The 21,963-nt window shown below is 53.2% G+C and carries 16 protein-coding genes; 5 read left to right on the top strand and 11 right to left on the bottom strand.

The annotated features are described in order from the left end of the window. The first annotated feature begins 4 nt into the window (after positions 1-4). The 3 genes from lexA (at position 5) to G491_RS0104170 (ending at position 2,035) form a co-directional block, all read left to right on the top strand. Positions 5-616 (top strand): transcriptional repressor LexA, encoded by a 612-nt coding sequence (lexA, locus tag G491_RS0104160; protein ID WP_015947436.1) that lies wholly within the window; start codon positions 5-7, stop codon positions 614-616. A gap of 4 nt (positions 617-620) precedes the next feature. Next, positions 621-947, top strand: coding sequence for an OB-fold nucleic acid binding domain-containing protein (locus G491_RS0104165; protein WP_028313689.1), 327 nt, complete (start codon positions 621-623; stop codon positions 945-947). A 203-nt stretch (positions 948-1,150) separates the two neighbouring features. Then, entirely contained in the window at positions 1,151-2,035 is an 885-nt protein-coding gene (locus G491_RS0104170; protein WP_084511291.1) for a DUF72 domain-containing protein, read from the top strand. Between the two features lie 43 nt (positions 2,036-2,078). On the opposite strand, the gene G491_RS0104175 is transcribed toward G491_RS0104170, so the two are convergent. From G491_RS0104175 to G491_RS0104185, 3 genes are all read right to left on the bottom strand, one after another. Next, on the bottom strand, positions 2,079-4,268 hold the full coding sequence (locus tag G491_RS0104175) for an acetate--CoA ligase family protein (protein ID WP_028313691.1): 2,190 nt from the start codon (positions 4,266-4,268) through the stop codon (positions 2,079-2,081). A gap of 112 nt (positions 4,269-4,380) precedes the next feature. Beyond that, a complete protein-coding gene (locus tag G491_RS29370; RefSeq protein ID WP_015947440.1) occupies positions 4,381-5,361 on the bottom strand; it encodes a BtrH N-terminal domain-containing protein in 981 nt (326 codons plus the stop codon). Between the two features lie 296 nt (positions 5,362-5,657). Further along, on the bottom strand, positions 5,658-7,061 hold the full coding sequence (locus G491_RS0104185) for a DUF5719 family protein (RefSeq protein ID WP_028313692.1): 1,404 nt from the start codon (positions 7,059-7,061) through the stop codon (positions 5,658-5,660). A 466-nt stretch (positions 7,062-7,527) separates the two neighbouring features. Between G491_RS0104185 and G491_RS0104190 the strand changes: the two genes are divergently transcribed. Beyond that, positions 7,528-7,977, top strand: coding sequence for a response regulator (locus tag G491_RS0104190; RefSeq protein ID WP_015947442.1), 450 nt, complete (start codon positions 7,528-7,530; stop codon positions 7,975-7,977). A 17-nt stretch (positions 7,978-7,994) separates the two neighbouring features. On the opposite strand, the gene G491_RS0104195 is transcribed toward G491_RS0104190, so the two are convergent. The 6 genes from G491_RS0104195 to G491_RS33350 form a co-directional block, all read right to left on the bottom strand. After that, positions 7,995-10,367, bottom strand: a complete 2,373-nt coding sequence (locus tag G491_RS0104195; protein ID WP_028313693.1) for a serine protein kinase PrkA — start codon at positions 10,365-10,367, stop codon at positions 7,995-7,997. Next, entirely contained in the window at positions 10,364-12,016 is a 1,653-nt protein-coding gene (locus G491_RS0104200) for a SpoVR family protein (protein ID WP_028313694.1), read from the bottom strand. Before G491_RS0104200 ends, G491_RS0104195 begins: the two co-directional genes overlap by 4 nt. Next, on the bottom strand, positions 12,016-13,275 hold the full coding sequence (locus G491_RS0104205) for a DUF444 family protein (RefSeq protein WP_028313695.1): 1,260 nt from the start codon (positions 13,273-13,275) through the stop codon (positions 12,016-12,018). Before G491_RS0104205 ends, G491_RS0104200 begins: the two co-directional genes overlap by 1 nt. A gap of 24 nt (positions 13,276-13,299) precedes the next feature. Next, positions 13,300-15,366, bottom strand: a complete 2,067-nt coding sequence (locus tag G491_RS0104210) for a serine protein kinase (RefSeq protein ID WP_028313696.1) — start codon at positions 15,364-15,366, stop codon at positions 13,300-13,302. Between the two features lie 406 nt (positions 15,367-15,772). Further along, a complete protein-coding gene (locus G491_RS0104220; RefSeq protein ID WP_028313697.1) occupies positions 15,773-17,455 on the bottom strand; it encodes a diguanylate cyclase in 1,683 nt (560 codons plus the stop codon). 307 nt (positions 17,456-17,762) lie between these two features. Beyond that, positions 17,763-18,839, bottom strand: coding sequence for a redoxin domain-containing protein (locus G491_RS33350; RefSeq protein ID WP_051327022.1), 1,077 nt, complete (start codon positions 18,837-18,839; stop codon positions 17,763-17,765). Positions 18,840-19,081: 242 nt separating this feature from the next. On the opposite strand from G491_RS33350, the gene G491_RS35295 reads away from it, so the two are divergent. Next, positions 19,082-19,231, top strand: a complete 150-nt coding sequence (locus G491_RS35295) for a hypothetical protein (protein WP_157467956.1) — start codon at positions 19,082-19,084, stop codon at positions 19,229-19,231. 173 nt (positions 19,232-19,404) lie between these two features. Here G491_RS35295 and G491_RS0104235 read toward each other — a convergent pair whose 3' ends face one another. Together G491_RS0104235 and G491_RS0104240 are read right to left on the bottom strand one after the other, a co-directional pair. After that, complete coding sequence (locus tag G491_RS0104235; RefSeq protein WP_028313698.1) at positions 19,405-20,334, bottom strand: TRAP transporter TatT component family protein; 930 nt, start codon at positions 20,332-20,334, stop codon at positions 19,405-19,407. 25 nt (positions 20,335-20,359) lie between these two features. Further along, complete coding sequence (locus G491_RS0104240; protein WP_028313699.1) at positions 20,360-21,865, bottom strand: hypothetical protein; 1,506 nt, start codon at positions 21,863-21,865, stop codon at positions 20,360-20,362. Positions 21,866-21,963: the final 98 nt, after the last annotated feature.

The raw sequence follows: 21,963 nt of genomic DNA on the forward strand, positions 1-21,963 counted from the left end.
CTCCATGGAAGACCTGACGGAAAAACAAAGCCTGGTTTTTGAGTTCATCATGGAATACACGGCTGACCACGGTTATCCGCCCACCGTGCGGGAGTTATGCGACGAGTTGGGGTTCAAGTCTCCCAACACGGCCCATTTTCACCTGAAAGGCCTAAAAGACAAAGGGTACATCCAGTCGGCCAAGGGCAAAAACCGGGGCATCACGGTTTTAAAGACGCCGCCCGGCGCCGGAGGCAAAATCCCTTTGGTGGGCCGCATCGCCGCAGGCGCGCCTATCCTTGCGGTGGAAAACGTCATGGACACCCTGGACGTGGACCGGGCTTTTTTCGGCTCCTCCGATGCTTTTTCCGTACGGGTTGAAGGGGATTCCATGATCGAAGCCCATATAGAAGACGGAGACTATGTGGTCATCAAGCCCACGGCCACGCCCCGGAACGGCGATATTGTCGCCGCTTTGGTGAATGACGAGGTTACCCTCAAGTATTTCCACAGGGACGGAAGCCGCATTGAACTGCGTCCCGCCAACGTTAGGTACAAGCCTTTTTGCTACACCGAAGAGGATTTTATCGACGTGCGCGTGCTCGGCGTAATGGCCGGGCTGATCCGAAAGGTGTAGAACCGTGGAGCCCGAAGTCTGGGAAAAAGGCTGCATGGAAAGCGACCGGATCAGGTGGTGCGAGGACGGCCGCTACGTCAAAGCCTGCGGAAGGGTCATCATCATTCATACGCCGCCGACCAAAAGCGGCAAACGGGTTATGTTCATCACCCTGGAGGACGCCAGGGGCTTGTTTGACGTGACCGTGTTTGAAAACGTCGGCAAGCGCTGCGCCAAAATCGTCCTGTCCCAAACCGTTTTGGTGGTGGAGGGCGTGGTCAACCGATTCGGCCTGCGCGGCGTTTCCATACTGGCAAGAAATATTCGCGCCCCCAGGCGCGCTAACGATTAACCGGGAAACTTCAGGCGCCTCGTAAGGACCCCACTACCTTACGGCTCGTTACCCAAGCGTATTCTCACATCAGATCACCCTGATCGACCACTTTACCACTTAGCCTGAAGTATCCCGGTTGACCTTTTTAAATCAATTTGTTTGCAGTCCGGCAGGGAATTTCCTGCCACTTTTTTTACCGAAGAATAGGCTTTTGATGAATCATGATACGGGTAGGCGCAGCAGGATGGACACATGCAAGCCTTGCAGGCGAACGGGCCTTTTATCCCCCCGGCCTGGGGCAAAGGGATTTCCTTAAGTATTACGCGTCCCGCTTTTCCACTGTGGAGACAGCCTCTACTTTTTTCCGAATCCCAACCATGGAAATAGTCAGTCATTGGGTGAACCAGACGCCGGACCACTTCGTTTTTCATTTTCAGATTCCGGGAATGCTGACCGGTTTTCCCGTCATACCTAAAAACCTTCCCGGCATCATCGCCAGAGACCTGGACGCGGAATTGCTGAAAAAACGCCAAATTCAGGCGTTTCCCAAGCAGATTCTGGAAATGGGATTTGACATGTTCACGGCGGGCATGCGTCCTGCCATGGAGTCTGGAAAACTTGGCGCAGTAGTCTGCCGTTTTCCCCCATGGTTCGAACCAAACGAATCGTCCTTTGCGTACCTGGATTTGATGGACGACAAAACACGCGGCCTCGCCCGCGCCGTGGAGTTCCTGAACACCGGTTGGCAAAGGCCGGAGGCGTTTTCGCAAGCCATCGCATTTTTTAAGCCCAGAAATATAGCTTTTGCGGCCACGGACACCTTTCGCATCAGGAATTACTCAGGCCGCGGCAGGCTGACCTCTCAATTGGCTTATCTACGATTTTCAGGAAGAAGCCAGGGAAGCCGCTATCTTTACAGCCAGCCCGAGTTGCACTCCTGGCTGGCCAGAAGCTTCGCCGCAAACTCAAGGGCTAAAAACGTATACGCCGTATTCGCGTGCAGGCAGGGCATGGACGCTGTATTAAACGCACGCTTATTCCTCAATATGCTGAAATGGGAGGCGAAGATTCGCAAAGATAATAAAAAAAAGCGGACGGCGGCTTAAGTCAAAACAAGCCGCATCGCCCGCTTTAATTAACGCACTTTATTTAGTCGCCTATTTCCCGATCCAGGAAGGCGCGGTACTCGCACATGCCGGAAAGGGCCTTGACCGCCCGCTCCGGAGTTTCAAAAAATACGTCTTCGTACTTGCAGCCGGGAACCTTAATCACCGTGCCGCTGTCTTCCGACCTTCCCATGCGGACGCCGATAAACGGCTTGTGCGTTTCGTCCATGAGTTTGGCCAGATGAACGAAAAAATCGTGTTCCATATTGCTTAGCATGTCGTGCATGGCGTCCAATTGTTTTCTATCAGCGTTGGGATCCGTCTTCAAGGCGCTGCTTATCCAGCGCTTTAAGGCGAGTTTTCTACCGACAATGCCCAAAACCAAAACTGCATCGCAGCCGTCCCAATGAGCCAGTTCCTGAGCTACGTCAAAAAACAACTGGGGATTGTTTTCCCCTACCAGGTCGATGGGATTGGCCCGGCTCCAATAAGGCGGCAGGATTTTATCAATGGTCTTGACCAGGTCGTCCGACAAAGGCGGGACATCCAGATTCCACCGGCTGCAAAGGTCTGCGGTGACGACTCCCCAGCCCCCGCCCAAGGTCATGATGGCCGTCCGTTTTCCTTTTGGCAACGGGAGCGCGGAAAAGACGGCGGAAAGATCCAGCAAATCCATGGGCTTTTCCACAGAGACCACGCCAGCCTGCTTGCATGCGGCGTCGAAAACCTTGACGTTGGACGCCATGGCCCCCGTGTGGCTGGCAGCCGCCTTGCCGCCCGCTTCTGTGCGGCCGCCTTTAAGGACGATCACCGGCTTGATTTTGCCTAAACGCCGGGCGCTCTCGTAAAAACGGCGTCCGTTCTTGACGCTTTCCAGATACAACACCACGGTCCTGGTGAGTTCGTCCACTTCAAAGGCTTCCATACTGTCTTCAATGGAGATCATGGCTTCATTGCCCGACCCGCAAAAGGCCCGCAAGCCGATGCCCTGCTCCAAGGCGAAACCCATCAACTGCCCGCCCATGTTGCCGGACTGGGAGACAAACGCGGTGGCGCCCGGCTCGGGCCGAATGTGGGTTCCCGTACAATAAAAGGTGTTATGGGGATTGTTCAGGCCCATGGTATTGGGGCCGAGAATGATGATGTCGTGCTCCCGCGCCTTGGCGACCAGTTCTTTTTCCAGGATCTTGCCTTCCGGTCCGGTTTCCCCAAACCCGGATGTGATCAAGAGAGCATATCGGATGCCCTTGGCCTGAAACTCAGGGAAAAGCCCCATTACATGGGCGGCCGGGATGGTGATGCAGGCCATGTCTACAGGCCCCGGGATTTCCGACACGCTTTTGTAAACCTTTCTACCCAGAATTTCCCCGCCCTTGGAATTAACCAAGTACAGATCCCCAGGAAAATCGCCGCCCAAAATGCATGTGGCGATGGAAAAGCCCCATTTACCCACAGTGCCGGAAGCGCCCACCAATGCCACGGATTTGGGCGTGAAAAACCGGGCCACATCTCTGGGTGCAATGGCGGGAGGAAGGGCGACTTCTTTTTGCTCTTCTCGCAAAACCACCAAGGCGTCAACAGCCGTGACCGCCCCGTCAGGCCCTATCTTAAGCGGGTTGACGTCCACCTCAGCCACCTGGGGATTGTCCTGCACCAATCGGGACAATCCGACCAGAGCATTTAAGATGGCCTGTTTGTCAGCCGCCGCTTGCCCGCGAAAATCCCCCAACAGCTTTTTAGCCTGGATTTCATCAGGCATGGTCTCCAGATCCTTCTCCGAACAGGGCGCCAAACGAAAAACCACGTCGGACAGGGCTTCGGTAAAAACGCCCCCAAGCCCGAACATGACCACCGGGCCGAAAACGGGATCCGTAAAAAGTCCGGCCACAAACTCCCTGTCCCCCCGAACAAGAGGTTGAACCAGAAAACCCTCCAGCGCATCGCCCGCCCTGCCCTTCATGTCCCTGGCCGAAGCGGCGACCGAGTCTTTGTCAGCCAGGCCGACAGCCACAAGCCCCATTTCCGACTTATGGGTAAGGCTTTCGCCCAGCCCTTTAAGAACCACGGGAAATCCAGTCTCCTCAGCAAGCTCCCCCGCCTTTTCGGGCGAATCTGCAATTTTTTCCTCAACCACGGGAACGCCGTATTCAGCCAGCAAGGCTTTGGACTCCGATTCCGTTAATGCTTTTCTGCCGGCGGATAGAACTTTTTGTATAATCGGGTGCTGATTCACAATTTCCTCCTGATGAATTGCGCCAAAAGGGAATGCGCTAAAATGATTTCAAGGCCTGAATTTTTCGCCCGCCCTATAGAATCTGCCCGGCGGGTCGTTCACTGTCGCGCGTTTACGCTCCTTTTTCCAACTTTAAAGCAGTCTCATGGTAAGCAGTCTCTACGGCAAGAAGATTTTCCAGATCCCTGCGAATGTCCGTGACATCCGCCGCATCCTTTTCAGACGCCTCTTTGCAAGTCATGGCCAAATCCGTCCAGGCCTGGGCGGCGTCTCCCATAAGCTGGGGCAGCCCCAGGTCGTTAATTTCCGGTAAATAGGGCGCCGACTCATCCAGAAAGTCCCTATACATCAGCCGGAATCCCCCTCCCCCGGTGCCACGCTTCTCAAACACCTGATAGGCGAACCGGAACGCCCATTGCCAGTCGTCAAATCCAGCCCAGAGATCCAGCTCATTTAAAAAGGTTTTTAATCCCTCCATACCTTGCATCTTCCATGCCGGATCCATCAGCACGCGGCTGTTAAAAACAATGGCTTCCCGCACGGCTCGCCCCATGTCTTCCGGAGCCGCAAGGATTTTAGGCGCCATGCAGTTTCCCTTGATGTCAAAAAAGACGTCCTTGCAGAACCGGGCCTTTGCCATGTCGCTGTATGCCACCTCAATCAAATCCGGGCGTTCCGTGTCAGTAACTAAAAACACCTCCCTGTCCGGATCATAACCCCAGACGGTTATGATGTGTCCCGGAAAGTGCGTGCTGGACTGGTAATACGGCAAATAAAATATATCCGTCTGAACAATGACCGGCAGACCGGAGCCTAATTTGGCGATCAGGTCTTCATGGCTTTCTTCGGGGGTTTTAAACTTGTCCCACGGCAAGGGCTGGCCGATACGAATGAAAAACTGCTCCTCAATGTCTGCGGAACGCACATGCACCATGCGGGACGGACTTTTGCTTTTAATGTACCAGACGCCGAGGCCGGCCCCTAATCCGAAACACATGGCCTCGGACCAGCCTAATCCGTGAAATGCAGCGAGGTTGCGCAAGCCGCTGCTGGCGCAATGTCTACCGGGGATGTTTAAAGGTTGGATCAACATGAAGAACCCTCCTTAATATGGCAATGAAATCAAGGCGAAGACAGGAACGATGGATTTCGTTCGATACCGTACGATATCAAAAATAACTTGCTTTGGGCAAGCGAAATATTCCCGGCCCGAGAAAAGGCGCCCTGGAGTTCGCCGATTTTGACGAAGAGCGCAAGGCGCTTTTGGCGGACGCTTGAGCCGCCGCCCCGATTTTTTGAACGGAAATTATAACGCCCCCGGCGCCAAAATGCGTCCGGGGGCGTTTTGGGTTGCAATAAGGGGTGGGTTAATATTCTAAAGGCAAAAGGCTACTTCACGCCCAGCGCTTGGATGAAGCAATCCAGATCATTATCCTTGGAGGCATATTCCTGAATCAACTCTTCAATAGCCTCATACGGACTCGAAGAGACGGCGGGAAACACCAGGGTGGATACGGCGTCCCGCTTGCGGCTGGTCAGGGGGCCGCCTTCGTAGGCGAAACTGTTTCCATCGGCGTCCCGGGTTATTCCCACGCACACGATGTCCTGGTCGGACTCTATAAAGGCTATGCCGGCGAATCCGCTAGGCAACTCTTCAATGGAGCTGAGATCGACGACCGTGCTGCCTCCTGCCGGAATGGTTTCCCCCCAAAACACCGCCACGGATCCATCCTGCTTACGAATTGTTATATCGACATCTGCCTCCGAACCGCCTGAATTTCTGATGGAAATCAGCGTAGTTTCCCCCATGAATGCGTTAAAAACCCCTGGAAAACACACCAGCTTGGAAGCATCCGATTCCGGGACGCCCTGAAAAGCAAAAGCGTCGTCGCCGTCGTTATTGGTGCTTTTTATCGTAACGGCGATGGGTTGATCGCTGCTGGTGACTACGGCCTGAGCGGCGCCTTGCGGCGATGAGTAGGACGAGGTTACAAAACCCTGGTTACCGCAAAGGCCGTAATTGCTTGTCCCTAACGACGTCCCGTCCTCTCCGTAATAGTTTACCGTTACGCCGGTCGAATCCGAACCCAAATTCTGAACGTAAATATTGGAGGTGAATCCGTTTGTATCGTGGGGAATGGTCGGAATGGCGACTTCCTGAGCCTCCGTGGCGAAACCGCCTACCGCCGCGTTCCCTTCCCCGGAGAACTGATTGGTCACGGCGATGGGTTGGCCCCCGCCGTCCATGACGGCGGATCCGAAAAAGTCTTCCGGAGCATGCAGTTGCAAGGTCTCGTAAGGCCCCAGAGAAGCCGTATAGGAAATACTGTCAATCCCGGAAATAGGAATGAAATTCACCTGTAAATCAGCGGTGGGCGACATGGTGTTTGTCACTCTGAGCGTATTGGTGTCGCTGTCCGCGTAGGTCATGACCGGGGTCACGCCCACAACGCCTGTTGAAGACGGGGCAATTCCGCGATAGGCTTCTCCGGTAAAAGGGTCGATGTATGTTGCGAAAAAGCCGGGGGGAACGTCAAGAAAAGCGCTGGAAGCCCCGTCAGGCACATAAAGCGCCGTGCCCTGCCCCGGCAGCAATTCATGCGTGCTTTCAATAGGTTGTGAATTCTGATCCAGATAAAACCTTGCATCAAAGAATGTTCCCGCCAGCCCCTTTGCGACGTCCGGTTCGTTGGCGTTGAAAACGTAGATGGTTCCGGCAAAGGCGGAACTGTTACATAGCAACAGCGCCGCAACGATAGCCAAAGCAAACCTTGGGATAAGCCTCACTCTCATGAGTTGCTCCTTTTGTTTTTGCTCAGGGTTATTAATGGCGTTCAATTTAAACCGGGATAAGTGCCTTATATTATACATAAATTTTTGACGTAATCAAGGTTTAAACAGACAGGTTTAAACAGACTTAAACAATAAGTTTTAAACAAGGCCGCATGATTGCTTTTTGCCGTCCCGTGTAACCCCAAACGCCCCGGCGCGAAAATGCGTCCCGGGGCCTTTCCATGCTAAAAGCATAGTATGACGGACGTTTATGGGGTATTGGCCGGCGGACAGGTCGCTGTGCATAGCAAGGGGTTCACAGCATAACAAAAATTACCTGTAATAAACTGGAATTTGAGCGGATGCTCCCAAGGCCAAGCGCAAAAAAACCTTTTCATGAAACCATGAACTATGAGACCATGTACTTAAGAGGATGTGACCTGATTATTTGCAGCAAACCAAGCTCGCCTGTGCGGAGGTAAAACGAATGTCTCATGGTTTGAATGTGATCATCCTGGACGATGACCCGGACGTGTGTATGACTCTCAAAGAGATTGTGGAAAGTTTCTACACATGGGGGGATGTGTTCTCGTTTACGGACCCGGATGAAGCCACGGACTTTTGCCGGAGTGAGGAAGCAGGGGTCGCCATATTTATTTTGGATGTGTTTTTAGGGGACCGCATGGGATTTGTGTTCCTGGACGCCATTACGGACAAATTCCCGGCGGCCTATGAAGATACCATTGTCATTTCCGGCGAGGCCAGCAAGGAAGTGGTGGACGTATGCGTCGCCTCGGAAATCACCTATTTGCTGGAAAAGCCGGTTCGCCCCTACGCCCTCCAAATGGCTGTGAGAGCCATTGTGGCCAAGTACATCAAATTCGCGAAGAAAATCCTGGACGACCCGATTCTGGCGGCGGCCATCGGCAAGATGTAGCCGGGCCGCCAACCGGATTATGGAGTAATGGCGAAGGCCCCCAGGCCGTCGAATGGATTGATGGGCGGAGGCGCCGGCCTGGTTGGTTCGGCGAATAGCTTGGCCAGGTCCTTGTCGATGACGTACATGCATATCTCCCGGGCGCCCTGGTCCGTATACCCGTATTTTTTCTGCAGGTTGGCCATGAGAAAGCTGACTTCCTCCCGGATTCTCCGGTCGTAAGTCTTGAAGGCATCCGTACCGAAATCCTTGATGGCGTTTCGGAAATTTTCGTTTTCCTGGAACGGATCCATCACCTTTTCCTTCAGATTATGGACGTACCGCTCCATCAACTTGTTGTATACCGCCGTTTCCGTAATGAGCTTCTTTTCCAGGCCCATTTCCTGAGTCAGAGTCTTGGAAGCGTATTCCCTCTGGATTTCCTCCCGGAACATGAGTTGCGCCTGTCCTGGGACTCCCGCGCCCATGAAACGCTGCTCCATGGAGCTCAGATAGCTTTCGGTGATTTCCAGTTTCTCGCCGGTGTACACGCATTTTTCCTCTCTGCCGATTTCAAAATTAATGGCGAAGAGGTAATTCTGGATGTCGTTGGAAATCCTTTCTTCATTGTAATAGTACAGGGATTCTTTCACTTCCTGGAGAAGCATATAGTTGTAAGAGTCCACCAGGGATTCCATAAAGCCTTCCGGAATGATCACGTCCTGGCCTTTTTGATGTTTTCTGAAAAAGTTCACCAGCATGTCCATGTTGATGAGCTTGCCTTTTTTCGCCACCGCCGTATAAAACTCGTTGAAAATCTTAATGGAGTCGCGCCCCGAAAAGCCGGCGCGGCCTTCGTTTTCCGACTCCGCCACCACCTTCCGGCGCCGCTTGGCGCTAAAAGCCTGCCTGTCCCGTTCCGAAAGCCAGGCGGGGATGACGCCGGTGTAGATGTCCATTTTCAGCAGCAGCAGGTTCCGGTCGCAGTATCTCCTGTACCTGTAGGGATCGCCGATCCACTCCAAAAGGGGTTCGGAGCTGGTTTTCAGCCTGGTGGAGATGATGACCTTGGCGAAATTCTCCAAAACCCTGGGCAGAAAACGCCTTTCGATCTGGTCCCCAAAGTTGCTTTTGTAAATCTTCACTTCCGTGTTGTAATCCAGCACGTAGTTGATTTTGATATACGTGATGCGGTCGGAAAACGAAAGCGCCTGATCCACCTGATTGTGGTCCTCGGGATTCATGAGGGCCAGGAACAGGGAATGCACGTCTTCCTCCACGTCTTCCAGCTTGTGCACCCCCTCGCTGATGATGCCGTGAAGGGCGTTAAACCGATATTTGTTGGCGTCCTTAATATCCATGAGCGCGTATATGCCGTTGTTGGTCTTGGCGTACCGGGAATACACGTACCGGACCTGGTTGCTGCTCCTGAGCAGGCTGTCCAGCTGCTGCTGCAGCACGGGGTTGCTTAGCAGGTTGCTTTTGGGAATCATGTCCGCCGGGTTGAAAACGCTCACGCCTTCCCCAAGCCTTCGATTAAATTGATAAGGCCTGGCGTAAATCATTTTGAAAACCTTGGAAGGAGCCCCCAGCACGTCCAGCAGCGACCGGAACAAAGACGCGCAGATGGTGCACGGCTTATCCCGGTATATCCATTGGTACTGCTTTTGATACAGGATTTTCTTTTTAAAAACCGGATCGTCGATCAACTCGTCTATCAACTCCCTGCGATAAGCCTTGGGAATTTGCATGATGGGATGATCGTGATTAGGGCAGTGCACCTGGAGGTAATTCTTGTTGCTTAACGCCGCCAGGTCCGCGCCTTTCATGGGAGTTACGCCCCGCACGCCCGGGGTTTCCACCAGGTTTTTCAACTGCTTTAAAATGGCGGCCGCTTCTATCTCTCCGGCGCCCAGTTCGTTTTTATCGATGCGCCAGATGGTTTCGTAGGAAACCCCCGCGGGAGTTTTGGTGTACTGCTCGAATTTCATGAGCAGATTGTTTAAAAAGGTGCTCTTTCCGCTGCCGTGGGGGCCTTCAAAAATGTAAATGCGATTTTGCGGAATGCCCCGCCGAAACGTGGTCACATGCTGTATAAAGCGGTTTGCAAACAAGCGATCCGCAAAAAATGGGTTGTCGCTGCCTTCTACAAACAGGCGGTGCGTATCGTAATACACAAAGTTGATGGTCTCGGGATCTCCCAGATACTCATCGCTGCCGGGCCCCACGTAGGAATGAATCATATCGTGGAAGACCTGGAGAATGTTGCGAAACACCCGGTCCGGCTCGCTGGCGGCGATTTGAAGAAACTGCTCCAAGGGGATGGGAGCGCCGTGCTCCTTCTCCCGAATCTTGGCGCACAACCCGTCCAGGATGTCCTTGGATTTTTGCTCGTAGGGATTTTCGTTCATAACACAACCTTTGAGAGCTTTCTGTCTTCCATAGTATAAACCACGCGCCGGTAACTGGGCTCCCGCGAGGATCCGGGGAACGGATCCGTGGCGAAAGCCGCATAAAAGGCCGCCAAGCCGGTTGGTTCAGGCGCAGGCATGATCAACTCGGTGGTTTCCAGCTTGACCGGTCCTCCCCAGAGGAATTCTATGCCCATCATGGTGTTTGCAATGAACTCCTTGACCAGGGGTTTGCCTTCAAAGCGATGGGACAAATACAAGTGCTCGTCGTTGGTCTCCTCCTCCACAATGTCGATGCTGGGAGGATGGTACAGGGAGTCCAAAAGCATTTGCTTATAGTCCTCGGCCTTGCGGCTTTTGATATAGTACTCCCACACCTTCTTGCGAGGGTTCAGCCTGCGGCCCGCCACAAAAAGTTTGTGTTTATCCACAAATTCCTGGTCCACAAAGGTATTGATAAAGGTGAAATCCGAAAAATTCTCCCGCACCTTAAAGACCCAGTCACCGCCCGAAACATCCTCCCTGGAGAATTTCTTTCGCAGGTTCGCGTCCAGCAGTTTTTGAAAGTCGTAGGATATCTTGCCGCCCCGCCCCAACTCCTCCACGTGCTCAAACAAACGCATGCCGATTGCGTAGGGGTTCAGGCCCACAAAAGGCAAGGCCGTCACAAAGGCGTTCACCCTGGCGAAACCCACTTCGTTCCCGCTGATTCTGTCGTCCTGCAAAAAGAGCTTTTCGTGCCAATAGCTGGACCAGCCTTCGTTAATGGTCTTGGTGCGGATTTGCGGGGCGAAAAACAAAGACGTCTTCCGGACGATTTCCACCACGGGCTTCATCCAGCGGTTTTGATCCTTGGTCAGGAAAGGCGAGTTTTCCAGGATATAGGACATCAAGTCCTTTGGGCGGGAGTGGCGCCTGTCCTTGAATTTACTGTACAGGGCCTCGAATTCCGGGTAGCTTGCAGCCACTTCCGCAAAAAACACCGGATCCGGGGCGTCGGGAAAATCCCTGCAAGCCTGGTTGTAGCGTTCAATCTCCTTGAGATACTCCCCCGCCCGAACCTTTTTTTCCTTTTGCAAAAACACGTCAAAATAATAATCCAGCCGGGAAAGGATCGGCGTTTCATGCCTGTTGAGGCTGGAAAGCTCGGAATACAGGCCGACCATATTGTCTATCCCCCGGGAGAACTCGATCACATAATCCACCCAGCGCCCTTTTTCGGACCGCAGCTTGGCGATGTAGCGTTTGTCCGACAAAGCCTGGCCCTCGAAATCCTCGTGCCAGGTATGGGCGAACAAATGATTGTTCCTAAAAAAGTCTATATGGCCCAGAACATGGTAAAAAATCATGACATTGAGCCAGTCCGGGTTGTTGTCGTTATAAAAGGATATGGCCGGACGGGTGTTGATGACCGTTTCGTAGGGGTTGTTGGGGTAGAGCTCGTACCGGCTGCGCTCCTTGATGACCTCCACGTCCTGCACCCAATAGTCGTACAGGGTGGGGATCATGTTCTTAGGCCCCAGGTCCACAAGGTCCCGGTTGGTCACGATGTACTCCAGAGTGTCCCCGCCGAACTCCAGGCCCGCGTCCCGCGCCCGCTCCTTGCAGCCTTCCATGATTCGCTTTGTATGCTGATCGATGAGTTCCATTACGCCATGAGCCTCCGAATGCCTTCGATCAGGCGGTCTTCATCCGCGTTTTCCGAAAATGAGTCCAGGCTGAGCCGGGCGTTTTGGTCATGAAGCAGACCGGAGTTGCGGATGTAACGCTCCACCACGGTCTTGCTTTGGCCGCCGGAATAGCGTTCGGCGATGGATACGCCCACCCGGCTGGAGTAGAGCAGCATTTTTTTGAGTTCGGGCAGGGTCTCCCGTCCGTCGGAATCCCAGTCGTCGCCGTCGGTGCCGTGAAATACGTAGATGTTGTAATCCCGCTCCAGACTTTCCTTTTCCACGATTTCATTCACCAACTGGTACGCGGACTTAACCCGGGTTCCGCCGGCCACGGTGGAGCTGTAATAGGTGTGGAAGTCGTCCACTTCCTTGGCCTCCGTGTCGTGGAGGATGAACCGGGTTTCCACCTGCCTGTCGTATTGGTACAATAGCCAGCTGTAAATGAGCACGTGCTGCGAAACCACGGCCTCTGTGGGCTTGCCGCTCATGGAGCCGGAGTAGTCCCGCACGAAAAAAACCATGGCCTGGGACTCGAAATCCTTTTCCCGGGAGACGATCCGGAAAATCCGGTCTTTGGGCCCCATGATGAGCTCAGTGGCGTCGATTTCCCCGTCCGCATCGATCCTGCCCAGGGCGATGTTGGTTTTGACGATCTGCCGGAAGGTGGCTTTCTTGTCCAACACCTGCCCGGATCCCACATGCCTGTCCGTCAGGTCATAGGTGTATTTGGTGAGGGAGCGCTTCTTCCCCTTGTCCTTCAGGTTGGGAAGCTGGAATTTTTCCGTAAGAATCCGGCCCAGATCATAGGCTGAGGATTCGATCTCGTGTCCGCCGCTGTCTCCCTCTCCCGAAGCGCCCTGCCCGGACCCGGAGGTCTGGTGCACGGGCTGCTCGCCGATCACCTCGCCTTCCTGGCCTTCGCCCGAACCGCCGGTGCTCTGCTCTTCCTGCTCGTCCTGGGGGCGTGTGTCGTGCATGAATTTTTCTTCCACCGTGGTGGGAACCAAAATCACCTTGTCCTTGCCGCCCCGGGCCGGCTTCATAAACCTGCCAATGCGGATTTTGCGGGGAAAGCCGTCCTTTTCCCGCTGTGCGTCCCGCTCCAGCAGCTCATCCACCGAGCTCAGGGTGTGCACGTAGGTGACGCCGGGGCCGGGCCCTTTGGACGGGCCTCCGGGAGGCGCGGCCATGTCTGAGCCCAAGCTCAATTTTTTATTATCAGGGTCCTTTGCCACGTCCTTGTCCTCGCATGGGCCTGCTTAGGTTTCGTCGCTTTGGGTGCAGAAATATTCTATGGTTTTGTGGGCGCACGTCCTGCAATAGCCCAATTTGTTCAGCATGGTGTCGATCATGCGATCGTAGAGCTTCTGGTTTTCCTCGTTGGTCCGGTTGGCCAGGGCGCCGATGAGGCTCCCGGTCCCGGCGATATCGGATTTCAGCCGGACGTCCGTCACAGCCTTGACAAGTTCTATGTTGTCCATGAAGTCGTATTCCTTGTTCAGGGACATTTTCTGGCCGTAAATCTTTCGGATGGAGGTGCGGAAGCTCTCCCGCTGCTCCCGGGTTTTCAGGCCCAGGCGCTCTTCCACGCTCTGGACGTAGCGTTCGTCGATTTTCAAAGCCTTCAACTCGCCGCTCTGGGGATCCTTGTACTTCCACATCTGGTCCGGCCCCAGATTTTCGGCGTCAATGCCGATGATCATGTTCACGTAGTTCATGACGTCCTTGCGGATGGCCTGGGGCTCGTCCATGTAGGCGTTGAACATTTCCGTCATGACCCGCTCGCGATACAAGCCCCGGGCTGTCTTGATGTCCGAGAAATACTTGGCCCGGTCGTTGGCTTCGGTCACGTAGTCCAGCACCACCCTTTCCAGGGCCTTAAACACGTCCTCGGCGAACATGCAGCGGCCTTCGTTGGTCTCGGAGGTCTCCATCTGCGCCTGCAAGGCGCGGCCCAGGGCGCGCTGGCCCAGCCCCCTCTGGCCGAACCGGCGGGTGATGTCCGGTTCGTGATTCAGGGAGTCCTTGACCTCAGCCAGGGTCTTGATGCTCTTTTCTCCGGCGATCTCTCCGGCGGCCAGCTTCATCATTTCGATGCTGGTCAGCTTTTCGTTTTTCGGCAGGCGCGTCAAAACAACGGCGACGGAAGCCGCATAGTTCATATTGGGGTCCTGATGCAGCTCTTCACTGGTGATGGTCGTTTTGGACTCGTTGCCGATGGCGTAATCCGTCAACTGGCTTTGCAGCCTGTAGTCCGTGTTATGGGCCACGTAGCAGATGCGGCAGCGGTCCACGATTGGCGCTTCTTCCTTTTCCGCCAAAAAACGGTTGAACTCGGCGTTGTTGCTGGTGGCTATGATCAGGGTGTCAATGGGCCAACGAAAACCGTCAATTTCTATGTTACGATTCTGGATCACGCCCAGATAGATCTGGACCAGGTCCTTTTTGTTTTTGAAAATTTCGTCGGAAAAATGAATGCCTCCGCCGGCCACGCGGGACAAGGCCCCCCTGCGCAAGTCAAAGCGATATGGGTTGTTGGGGTCCGAGATATGAAGCAGGCGGCTGATGGACTCCTCGCCCAGCAGGTCCACGGCGGAAGAGGTGATTTTATCCTTGGCTGAATATTTGCCGGTAATGGTGCCCAGGCTTTCGCTCAAAGGCACGGGCGCCACCTGAAAAAAGGAAAGCATTTTATCGATGTCGCCGTCCGTGTGCATCCGAATATCGTTGAGCATAAAATCGCTGCAAGCGCCCAAAGGCCGGTAATTCTCGTACAACTTATCGATATCCTTGGCTTTCATCTTTCCGCGTTTGGCCAGGATTTCCTTGCTTTGCTCCTGGGTTTCGCCCAGGTTCATCCACAAGACCATGGGGTCTTCAAAGGTCTGGGACTGGAAGGTGTTCAGCTTGCCGTAAGTCCCCAAACGATCCATGCCCGTAAAGTTAAAGGTGAAGCGCCTGTTGCCGGGCTGAGCCAAAAATTGGCGGTATCGGGCGCACAAGTAGTCCACGAAAAAGGTTTTGCCGTTGCCCGGCTCGCCCACGAGGACAAAGGCCATTTCGCGGGAAGACCCGCCTTCCGCAGCGTCTTTCACACAGGACACAAAGCTGTTGATTTCTTCAAACATGCCTACGACATGTCTTGGACCCTGCCGAAACAGTTTGAAATCATAGGTATTCCTGCCATGAACAACGACCTTTTCAATCGCTGACTCATCTTCCAGGATCATCCTGGCCACAGCCTGAAAAGCGTTTTCAAAGCGCAGTTTGCCGGTTTTCACCAGCTTGAGGTGTTCGTCCAGGGAGTTGTTCCGGTTGCCGTTCATGGTCGCCTCCGGGGTCTTAAAAATTAAAATTATTGCAGGCTGTTAGGCCCGGTAAACTGTCTGTTTCAAGGTCAGGCCAGCGCTTTCGCGCCGTATTGCAGTGGAACTTGGAGCCAAGGCCTTGGTTGAAAAACCAAGCCTTTCTTGGGCGCCGTTAGGCAGAAGAGTTAGCCTTATTGAGAGCAATTCCTGTGCCAAAAACCAATTTGCGCTTAGAAAGCTCGTATTTGTGGGAATTGAAAGAGGATTTTGGGCTGATATCGTCTCAATACGAGGCGCGGTCCCCACAAAACATGGAGATTGACAAAATTATGACGATTTTTAAAAGAAAAAACGTCAAAAATGGAAATGAAAGGCAATAGAAGTAAAAAGCAGGGAAAAAAATAACGTCAAAATTCCAAATAAACTAAGCAGTAATTACTCTGTCACGCCCGCTGTTTTTAGCCCGATACAGGGCCTGGTCCGCTTTTTCAAACAAGGACGCCGCGTCATCGGTGGGGGAAAGCTCGGCCGCGCCCAGACTGATGGTGGCCTTGATTTTTTCGCCTGAACCGGTTCTAAAAACAAAACGCGAGAAAATGCCGCGGAGCCTCTCTGCGATTAGAGCCGCCTTTTTCAAGTCTATCAAAGGCAAAATTATGGTGAATTCCTCGCCGCCATACCGGCAGGGCACATCCCTTTCCCTGACGTTGACGGAAATGATCTTGCCCAATTGGTTCAACACAGTATCGCCCATGGCATGGCCGTAGGCGTCATTGAATCTCTTAAAATGGTCGATATCCAGGATGATCAGGGAGAGGGGCTGGTCCACGGCCCGGCAGTTCTCGATTTCCGACGAGATTTTGGTCGAAAACCAGCGTTTGTTGAAAAGGCCGGTCAGTTCATCTCTAATGGACAGCTCCATAAGGCGTTTTTCCTGGATTTGCAAAACTCTTTTCTCTTGCTGAAGTGCGTTGATCCGGTCTCCCAAGGCCAGGGAAAGCAAAACCGTCTCCATGGTGCATGTTATGGCCACCGCGTTGGTGGTCACAAAATTATTGGGCAACAGGCCGAATCCCTGCAGGCTGACAGTGAAGCTGCCGAGGGAGATCGTCAGCCATCCGGCCACATAATACCTGGCCGGGACATAGCCCTGCAGCAGCCTGCGGATTCCCGTAATAATGGCCAACCACACTCCTATCGCGCCAACCCCATGCACCAAAGTGTTCCCCAATTTGGGACGCCCTGCAACCATGGCGGCTAAGACGGCCAGGCACAGGATAAAGCAAACAGTAAGCAGGTGATGCAGAACCGGGCAGTGCTCCTTGGTCTGTAAAAAACTTTTCGCGAAAAGAATGCTGAAACAAAGCGCAATTGCTACAGCCTGGATGGAAAACAAATTAAGCCATGGAGCGCCGAACGCGGCGGGCAGGCCGCTGCGCGAGAGAACATACAGCAGAATGAATGCCACGTAGCCCACATAGGCGAAATACACCTTGTCCTTCAATTGGATCGCCAAAAACAGGTTGTAAAAAGCCAGGGACAAAAGCATGCCGCAAACAATAAAAAAGAAAGCGATTTCCTTCCACGTTCTTTTTATAAAATTCTCCCTTTCTTCAACAAAAGACAGGAAGCTCAGGCTGGAGTTGATCTCTTTTGAAAAAGGCTTGAGGCGCAAATAAAAATACTCATCCCCGGGCGCGTCTCTGGGAATATGGAATGTGGGAAATCGAAAATTTAACTCCGCCTCCCCTTTTCGCTCGCCTGAAAGATAACCGGAATGCTGAACATCATACGAAACTCCGGTCCGGCTTTTTTGGGGGCTGTACAAATCAACGTACGGAAAAGGCCTGTCCACGGCGAAAACAAGCGGCGTCTCCGACCGGTTGGCCAGTTTGAACCGGAGCCAGAGAATTTTACTTGTAAGGCCAAGGGTAAAAGCATCCTTCTTATGGGGTTCAAATTGATTTTGATACTTCTTCTGAAGGATGTCCTCTATACCCAAATCCACAGAGGCGGCTAATAAATACTCCGAATGGCTCCCAATGGGGGCATAGAGGCAGTTGTCCTCAATGACGACCGGTTCCGCGCCAATGGCGAAACCCGCCATGACCCAAAGGAGGAAAAGGAGCAGTATAGTATTTTGATGTAGTCTGATCACGTTTAAATTTGATAAAGGTTCCAGGGAAAAAAATCCAGAATAGAGGACTATATGAGAACCTGCGGCTAATTTCAATAAAAAGTGTTCGCCCTGGCGAAAGAAAAGGTTATTTCCTAATAAAAATCAATTGGTAATACTCCTTCTTCACAAAATACTGCGGTATGTTAATGGGTGCGGCGGGCTGAGCCTGATGATCAAAAAACGAATATTCGATCTAAAATAAGGCCTTCTTAATGCTTATTAGTCGCACATAAAATCAGTTTATTTGTCCGGACAGCGTTTTCAACCCTTTGGAGAAGCCCGCCTTCATGGCCTTGGCTATCAACCGGCCCGTATAAGGCGCTTTGGCCTTGAAGGTCATGGTCCAAACCACCCGGCAGCCGGTTTTGGTTCGGGTAATCAAAATCGTCCCGGTGTAGTCCTTTAACGGGGAGCCCTTGCTGATGACGTACTGGCACAAGTACGGCGGCTCCAGCCGGGTGATTGTCTCCTCCAATGTGCTGGGGCCGATTTTCACTTTGCGGACCGATCCCACCCCATTGGGATTGTCCTTGTCCGTAGGGCTGGCCTTGATTCTGGTAAGGACGGCGTCAAGAAAACGGTTCATCAATTCGGGAGTGCTGAAATGCGGAAAGACCTCTTCCGGCGGGGCCGGATACTCCCGGGACAAAAAAACACGCTGGGCGCCGTACAGGGAATCGTGCAGGAGCATCCCCATTTCCAAAGGAGCCAGAGCGTAATGCTTCCAGTTTGCACGGCTTCCCCTTTGTAAAACGTTCCGGCCGGTCTGTATCACCGTGGACGCCTTAATCCTGGCCAGGGAGGAAGGCGCGTCCATCCCCTGATGCGCGCCTTCTGCAAGGCGCTGCTCCAAAAACTCTTTAACCTTTGAAAGGGGAACGTGGCAAACCATGCCGTCAAAGGCCAGGTAGCGAACCACTCCGTCCTTGTCCAAAACAGCCAGCGCAGGCTTGGCGACGCCTCCGGACTCATACGGGTTGAACAAGCCCCAGGCCTTGACCATGTTGCAATCCGGATCGGACAAAATGTCAAATTTCAGCCCCATTTCACGCTGCATGGCGGCTGACTGCTCCATGCTGTCCGTGGACACCGCGTATACGGACGCCTCCAAGCCTCGTAAATCCTCGACGCAGCCGTTAATCTCGCCTAACCGGGCCACGCAGGCGGGGCACCAATGGCCCCGGCAGAAGCAAAGCACGACATGCTGCTTATCCCCCAACAGATCCTTAAAACTCATGGCCTTGCCGCTCTGGTTTAAAGCGCGTACAAATGGGGCAGGCCGGCCGACCTGCAGTATTTCGCCGCTGTCCATATCACCCTCCCTCGGATAGTTTTCAACAGGTGGACAATTTAATACCAGATTTACGCCGCAGGAGCAAAGCGCTTTTTTCAGGATTTTGCAAGCCCCACCAATGAGCATTATTTTTGAGCTATTTTTTTATAACATTTTTTTTAAGCAAAAATATTTGACAACAACTAATGCCTGATTTATGGTTTGTATAAAGACGCTCCCATGGGAGCAGTTCCATAAAAGCCGGGAAAGGAGGAAAAGCCATGCAGGAGAAGCAAGAAAGCCGGGAAACGTTGAAAGGCAATGCGGAAGAGCCCACTCCGGATTTGCGGCTGATAGCCTTGAGCTACACCCGTTTTGGAGCGGCGTCTTTGGGCGCATTGATGCGGCGCGGCCGGAGCCGCGGGCAATAGAGCGTTGCAGGAAACGCGGGGAGGACGAGAAAAGCCGGGTTCTCCCCGAAAAGAACAGGGTTAGAGATCTTTAAGGAGGGGGTTATGATTTCCTATGTAACTTTATGCTGTTTTTCAGGGGTGTTTTTCGCCCTGTTGTGGATCCATTGTTTAGTGGCATGGAGCAAGAGCTATTAAAAAAGCTCCTTTTTTTTGTCCAGCCAGTAGCGTGCCTGCTCTTGGGCAAAGACGTTTAGCATGGCGCCGCCTTCCAGAGCTTTGGGGTCTGTTTTGAAGATGTGATCCATAAGCTCTTCAAAGCGGGGCTTGTCGCCGATGGTGACGGAAAGAAAACGGGCTTCGAACAGATCGACCATCAGGTTTTTTCCGTCTGTTACGTCCCTGGCCTCCTGGAACATCTTGGCCGAGTTCTCCGGGCCTGAGCCCACACCCATGAATTCAGGGATCAAGGCGTAATAGACGCCGATGAACATCTGGCAGGCTCCGAACAAATAATCCGGGTCCATTTCCATGGCTCTACCCACCATGTCCAGGCTTTCCGGGATTTCAAGCTGAGCCTGATGGTCATTTCGATTTTGCAGCAGGTAGAGCATTTTCGCCGAAGCCGTCCACATGAGGGCTTCCACATAATCGTCGTCCAAGTATTGGACTAGTTCCGAAATTCGCTTTCCGGAATCCATGCCGTCCCTAAATTTTTTATTGGTCCTCAAGGCGCGTTTCCCGCAATCCCTGGCAATGTGGTAAAGCTGGGAGGCGAAGCGGGGATCGTCGTTCTCCACAAGCATGCCGTAGCAGCAATGCAAATAAGCGGCCTTGCTCTGAATTTCCAGGTCATTGGGGTGCAATTCAGCCAGCGCCGTAACAATGACCATATTGCCGCCGATGCCTTCCCTGGCCAGCCTGATGTTATCCGTATCCATAATGATGTCCACCATCATGTGGATGGTTGGGCCTGCAAATATTTCAGCCCCGGTGGATACGCCCACCTGGGAGACTTTTTGAATCACCCGGGTGCAGCCGATCAAGGAAAGAAGGACACCCGCCAGGATCAGGAATTTGGTTTTGTTCAGGACAGCGTTTTTATTATCGATGCCGGGATGCATGAAAACTCCTCGCTATTGCATAGAATTAGGCCGAAGGAACCGCTCCCGCCTTTCGGGCCTCTGCGGTTTTCTCCGCCTGGACCTGAAAATCGGCCAGGATGGCCTCCAGGGCCTGGGAGCGAAACTTCTTCGCCTCTTTTGACGTAATGGGGCCCATTCCAAAATAGTCCAGGGCCATTTTCGCTCCAAAACGGACGAAAAAATTATCCAGTACTTCGGTTGAGGCATAAAACTGGGTCTTGGCGTTGTCTTTATCCTGGGCGTCGCACATGATTTTGACAAAGGAGCCTTCCCCGTTATTGGCCTGGATCATGACCGAGGAAAAGTCGAATATCAGCTCTTCCATGGAGGAAGGCAAAAGCCAGTCAATGCTCCAGGTAGGCAGCACGTACATGGCCATTCCGGAAACGCGGGTGTCCACCAGATTGTCCGAGCGGATGGAAAGCAGCATGGCCTCATCCAGCTTTTCGTAATCCACCAGGATGCGCAGGCCTTTGGTGGAAAACTTCAGGCCGTTGGCCTTGGTGTACAGATCCAGATACAGGTCCACGGGAAGCACTGTCAGATTCTTAAAGCTGAAATCCTCCCGATACTCGGGCTTGCCGAAACCGTCCGTGGGCAGCACCTTTCCGTTGCTGGTGCAAAAGGACATAGTCAGAAAGTCCTCATCGGTTTGGGCCTTAACCTCCAAAATCCTGTGCCCGAACTCGTTCAGGAAACGCATGTCCGCCCGGAGGGCGCCTTCCAAATTATCCAGGTGCGCTGCGGTCCAGGGGAAGTCATCGTTGAGCTTGTTCAAAAACAATGAGGAGCTAATTGCGGCCTTGGTGAACTCCTTGCCCTCCACGCTTATAATCTCATAGTCCACTTTCAGGTCCGAAAAGTGACCAAAAAACCGGCTGGAGTTTGGAAAAGCCTCCATTAACTGAGCAGCGACGTCCACTTTTTTGCCGCAACCGTCCGAGCGGCTCGCACAGGCGGAGGCCTCCAACTGTCTGAGATTCTTTGGATCCAAAACCAGCAGCAGGTCGTCCAGAAAACGGTTTACGCTTTCGTGGGACAAGCGCCCCGTGTTCGCCTCGGCATTGAAATAGGTGGAAAAGCTGGGCTCGCCCACCGCCGACCTGTAATGCCGTTTGAAAGCCGCGTCCGCTGTCATACTGCCTTTGGCGGCGAGAGACGGAACTCCGCTGTGCGCTTGGGCCAGATTGAAAACATAGCCGTCTTTTTTCGGATAGCCATGAAAAGTAAGGCCTTTATACCCCTTGGGGCCCGAGGTCAGGTAATGGCTGTCGTATACTTTTTGAAACTGGAACTCCTCCAGGGAGTCAGCGAGAAACCCGTAGCATTCCTGGGTCTGCTCGCTGGAAATCCGATGGTCGTTGAAATCCTTAAGAACCTTGACCAGGGTGCATAGGATGTCGGCGCCCTGTTGTTCGCCGCCCAGATTGGATACGGCGTCCTTGATGGTAAAGGCGCTGGTGCAGATAAAGAGAACGAAGGATAAGGCGATGGCGATCCAGGATTTCATGAAGTCCCCCCCAGTGGCATGAATTCTGATTCGGCGCAGACGCCGGTGCGTCTGATAGTAAATGAAACGGGAACGCCGCGGCTTTTAAGGCTATTAAC

This window comes from Desulfatibacillum aliphaticivorans DSM 15576 (genome assembly GCF_000429905.1).
GTDB lineage: Bacteria > Desulfobacterota > Desulfobacteria > Desulfobacterales > Desulfatibacillaceae > Desulfatibacillum > Desulfatibacillum aliphaticivorans.

What these genes read in the sequence shown, in the direction of transcription:
- lexA (WP_015947436.1), top strand. Translation starts at nt 5, where the DNA reads ATGGAAGACCTGACGGAAAAACAAAGCCTGGTTTTTGAGTTCATCATG.
- G491_RS0104170 (WP_084511291.1), top strand. Translation starts at nt 1,151, where the DNA reads ATGATACGGGTAGGCGCAGCAGGATGGACACATGCAAGCCTTGCAGGC.
- G491_RS29370 (WP_015947440.1), bottom strand. Translation starts at nt 5,361, where the DNA reads ATGTTGATCCAACCTTTAAACATCCCCGGTAGACATTGCGCCAGCAGC.
- G491_RS0104185 (WP_028313692.1), bottom strand. Translation starts at nt 7,061, where the DNA reads ATGAGAGTGAGGCTTATCCCAAGGTTTGCTTTGGCTATCGTTGCGGCG.
- G491_RS0104190 (WP_015947442.1), top strand. Translation starts at nt 7,528, where the DNA reads ATGTCTCATGGTTTGAATGTGATCATCCTGGACGATGACCCGGACGTG.
- G491_RS0104195 (WP_028313693.1), bottom strand. Translation starts at nt 10,367, where the DNA reads ATGAACGAAAATCCCTACGAGCAAAAATCCAAGGACATCCTGGACGGG.
- G491_RS0104200 (WP_028313694.1), bottom strand. Translation starts at nt 12,016, where the DNA reads ATGGAACTCATCGATCAGCATACAAAGCGAATCATGGAAGGCTGCAAG.
- G491_RS0104210 (WP_028313696.1), bottom strand. Translation starts at nt 15,366, where the DNA reads ATGAACGGCAACCGGAACAACTCCCTGGACGAACACCTCAAGCTGGTG.
- G491_RS0104220 (WP_028313697.1), bottom strand. Translation starts at nt 17,455, where the DNA reads ATGGCGGGTTTCGCCATTGGCGCGGAACCGGTCGTCATTGAGGACAAC.
- G491_RS33350 (WP_051327022.1), bottom strand. Translation starts at nt 18,839, where the DNA reads ATGGACAGCGGCGAAATACTGCAGGTCGGCCGGCCTGCCCCATTTGTA.
- G491_RS35295 (WP_157467956.1), top strand. Translation starts at nt 19,082, where the DNA reads ATGCAGGAGAAGCAAGAAAGCCGGGAAACGTTGAAAGGCAATGCGGAA.
- G491_RS0104235 (WP_028313698.1), bottom strand. Translation starts at nt 20,334, where the DNA reads ATGCATCCCGGCATCGATAATAAAAACGCTGTCCTGAACAAAACCAAA.
- G491_RS0104240 (WP_028313699.1), bottom strand. Translation starts at nt 21,865, where the DNA reads ATGAAATCCTGGATCGCCATCGCCTTATCCTTCGTTCTCTTTATCTGC.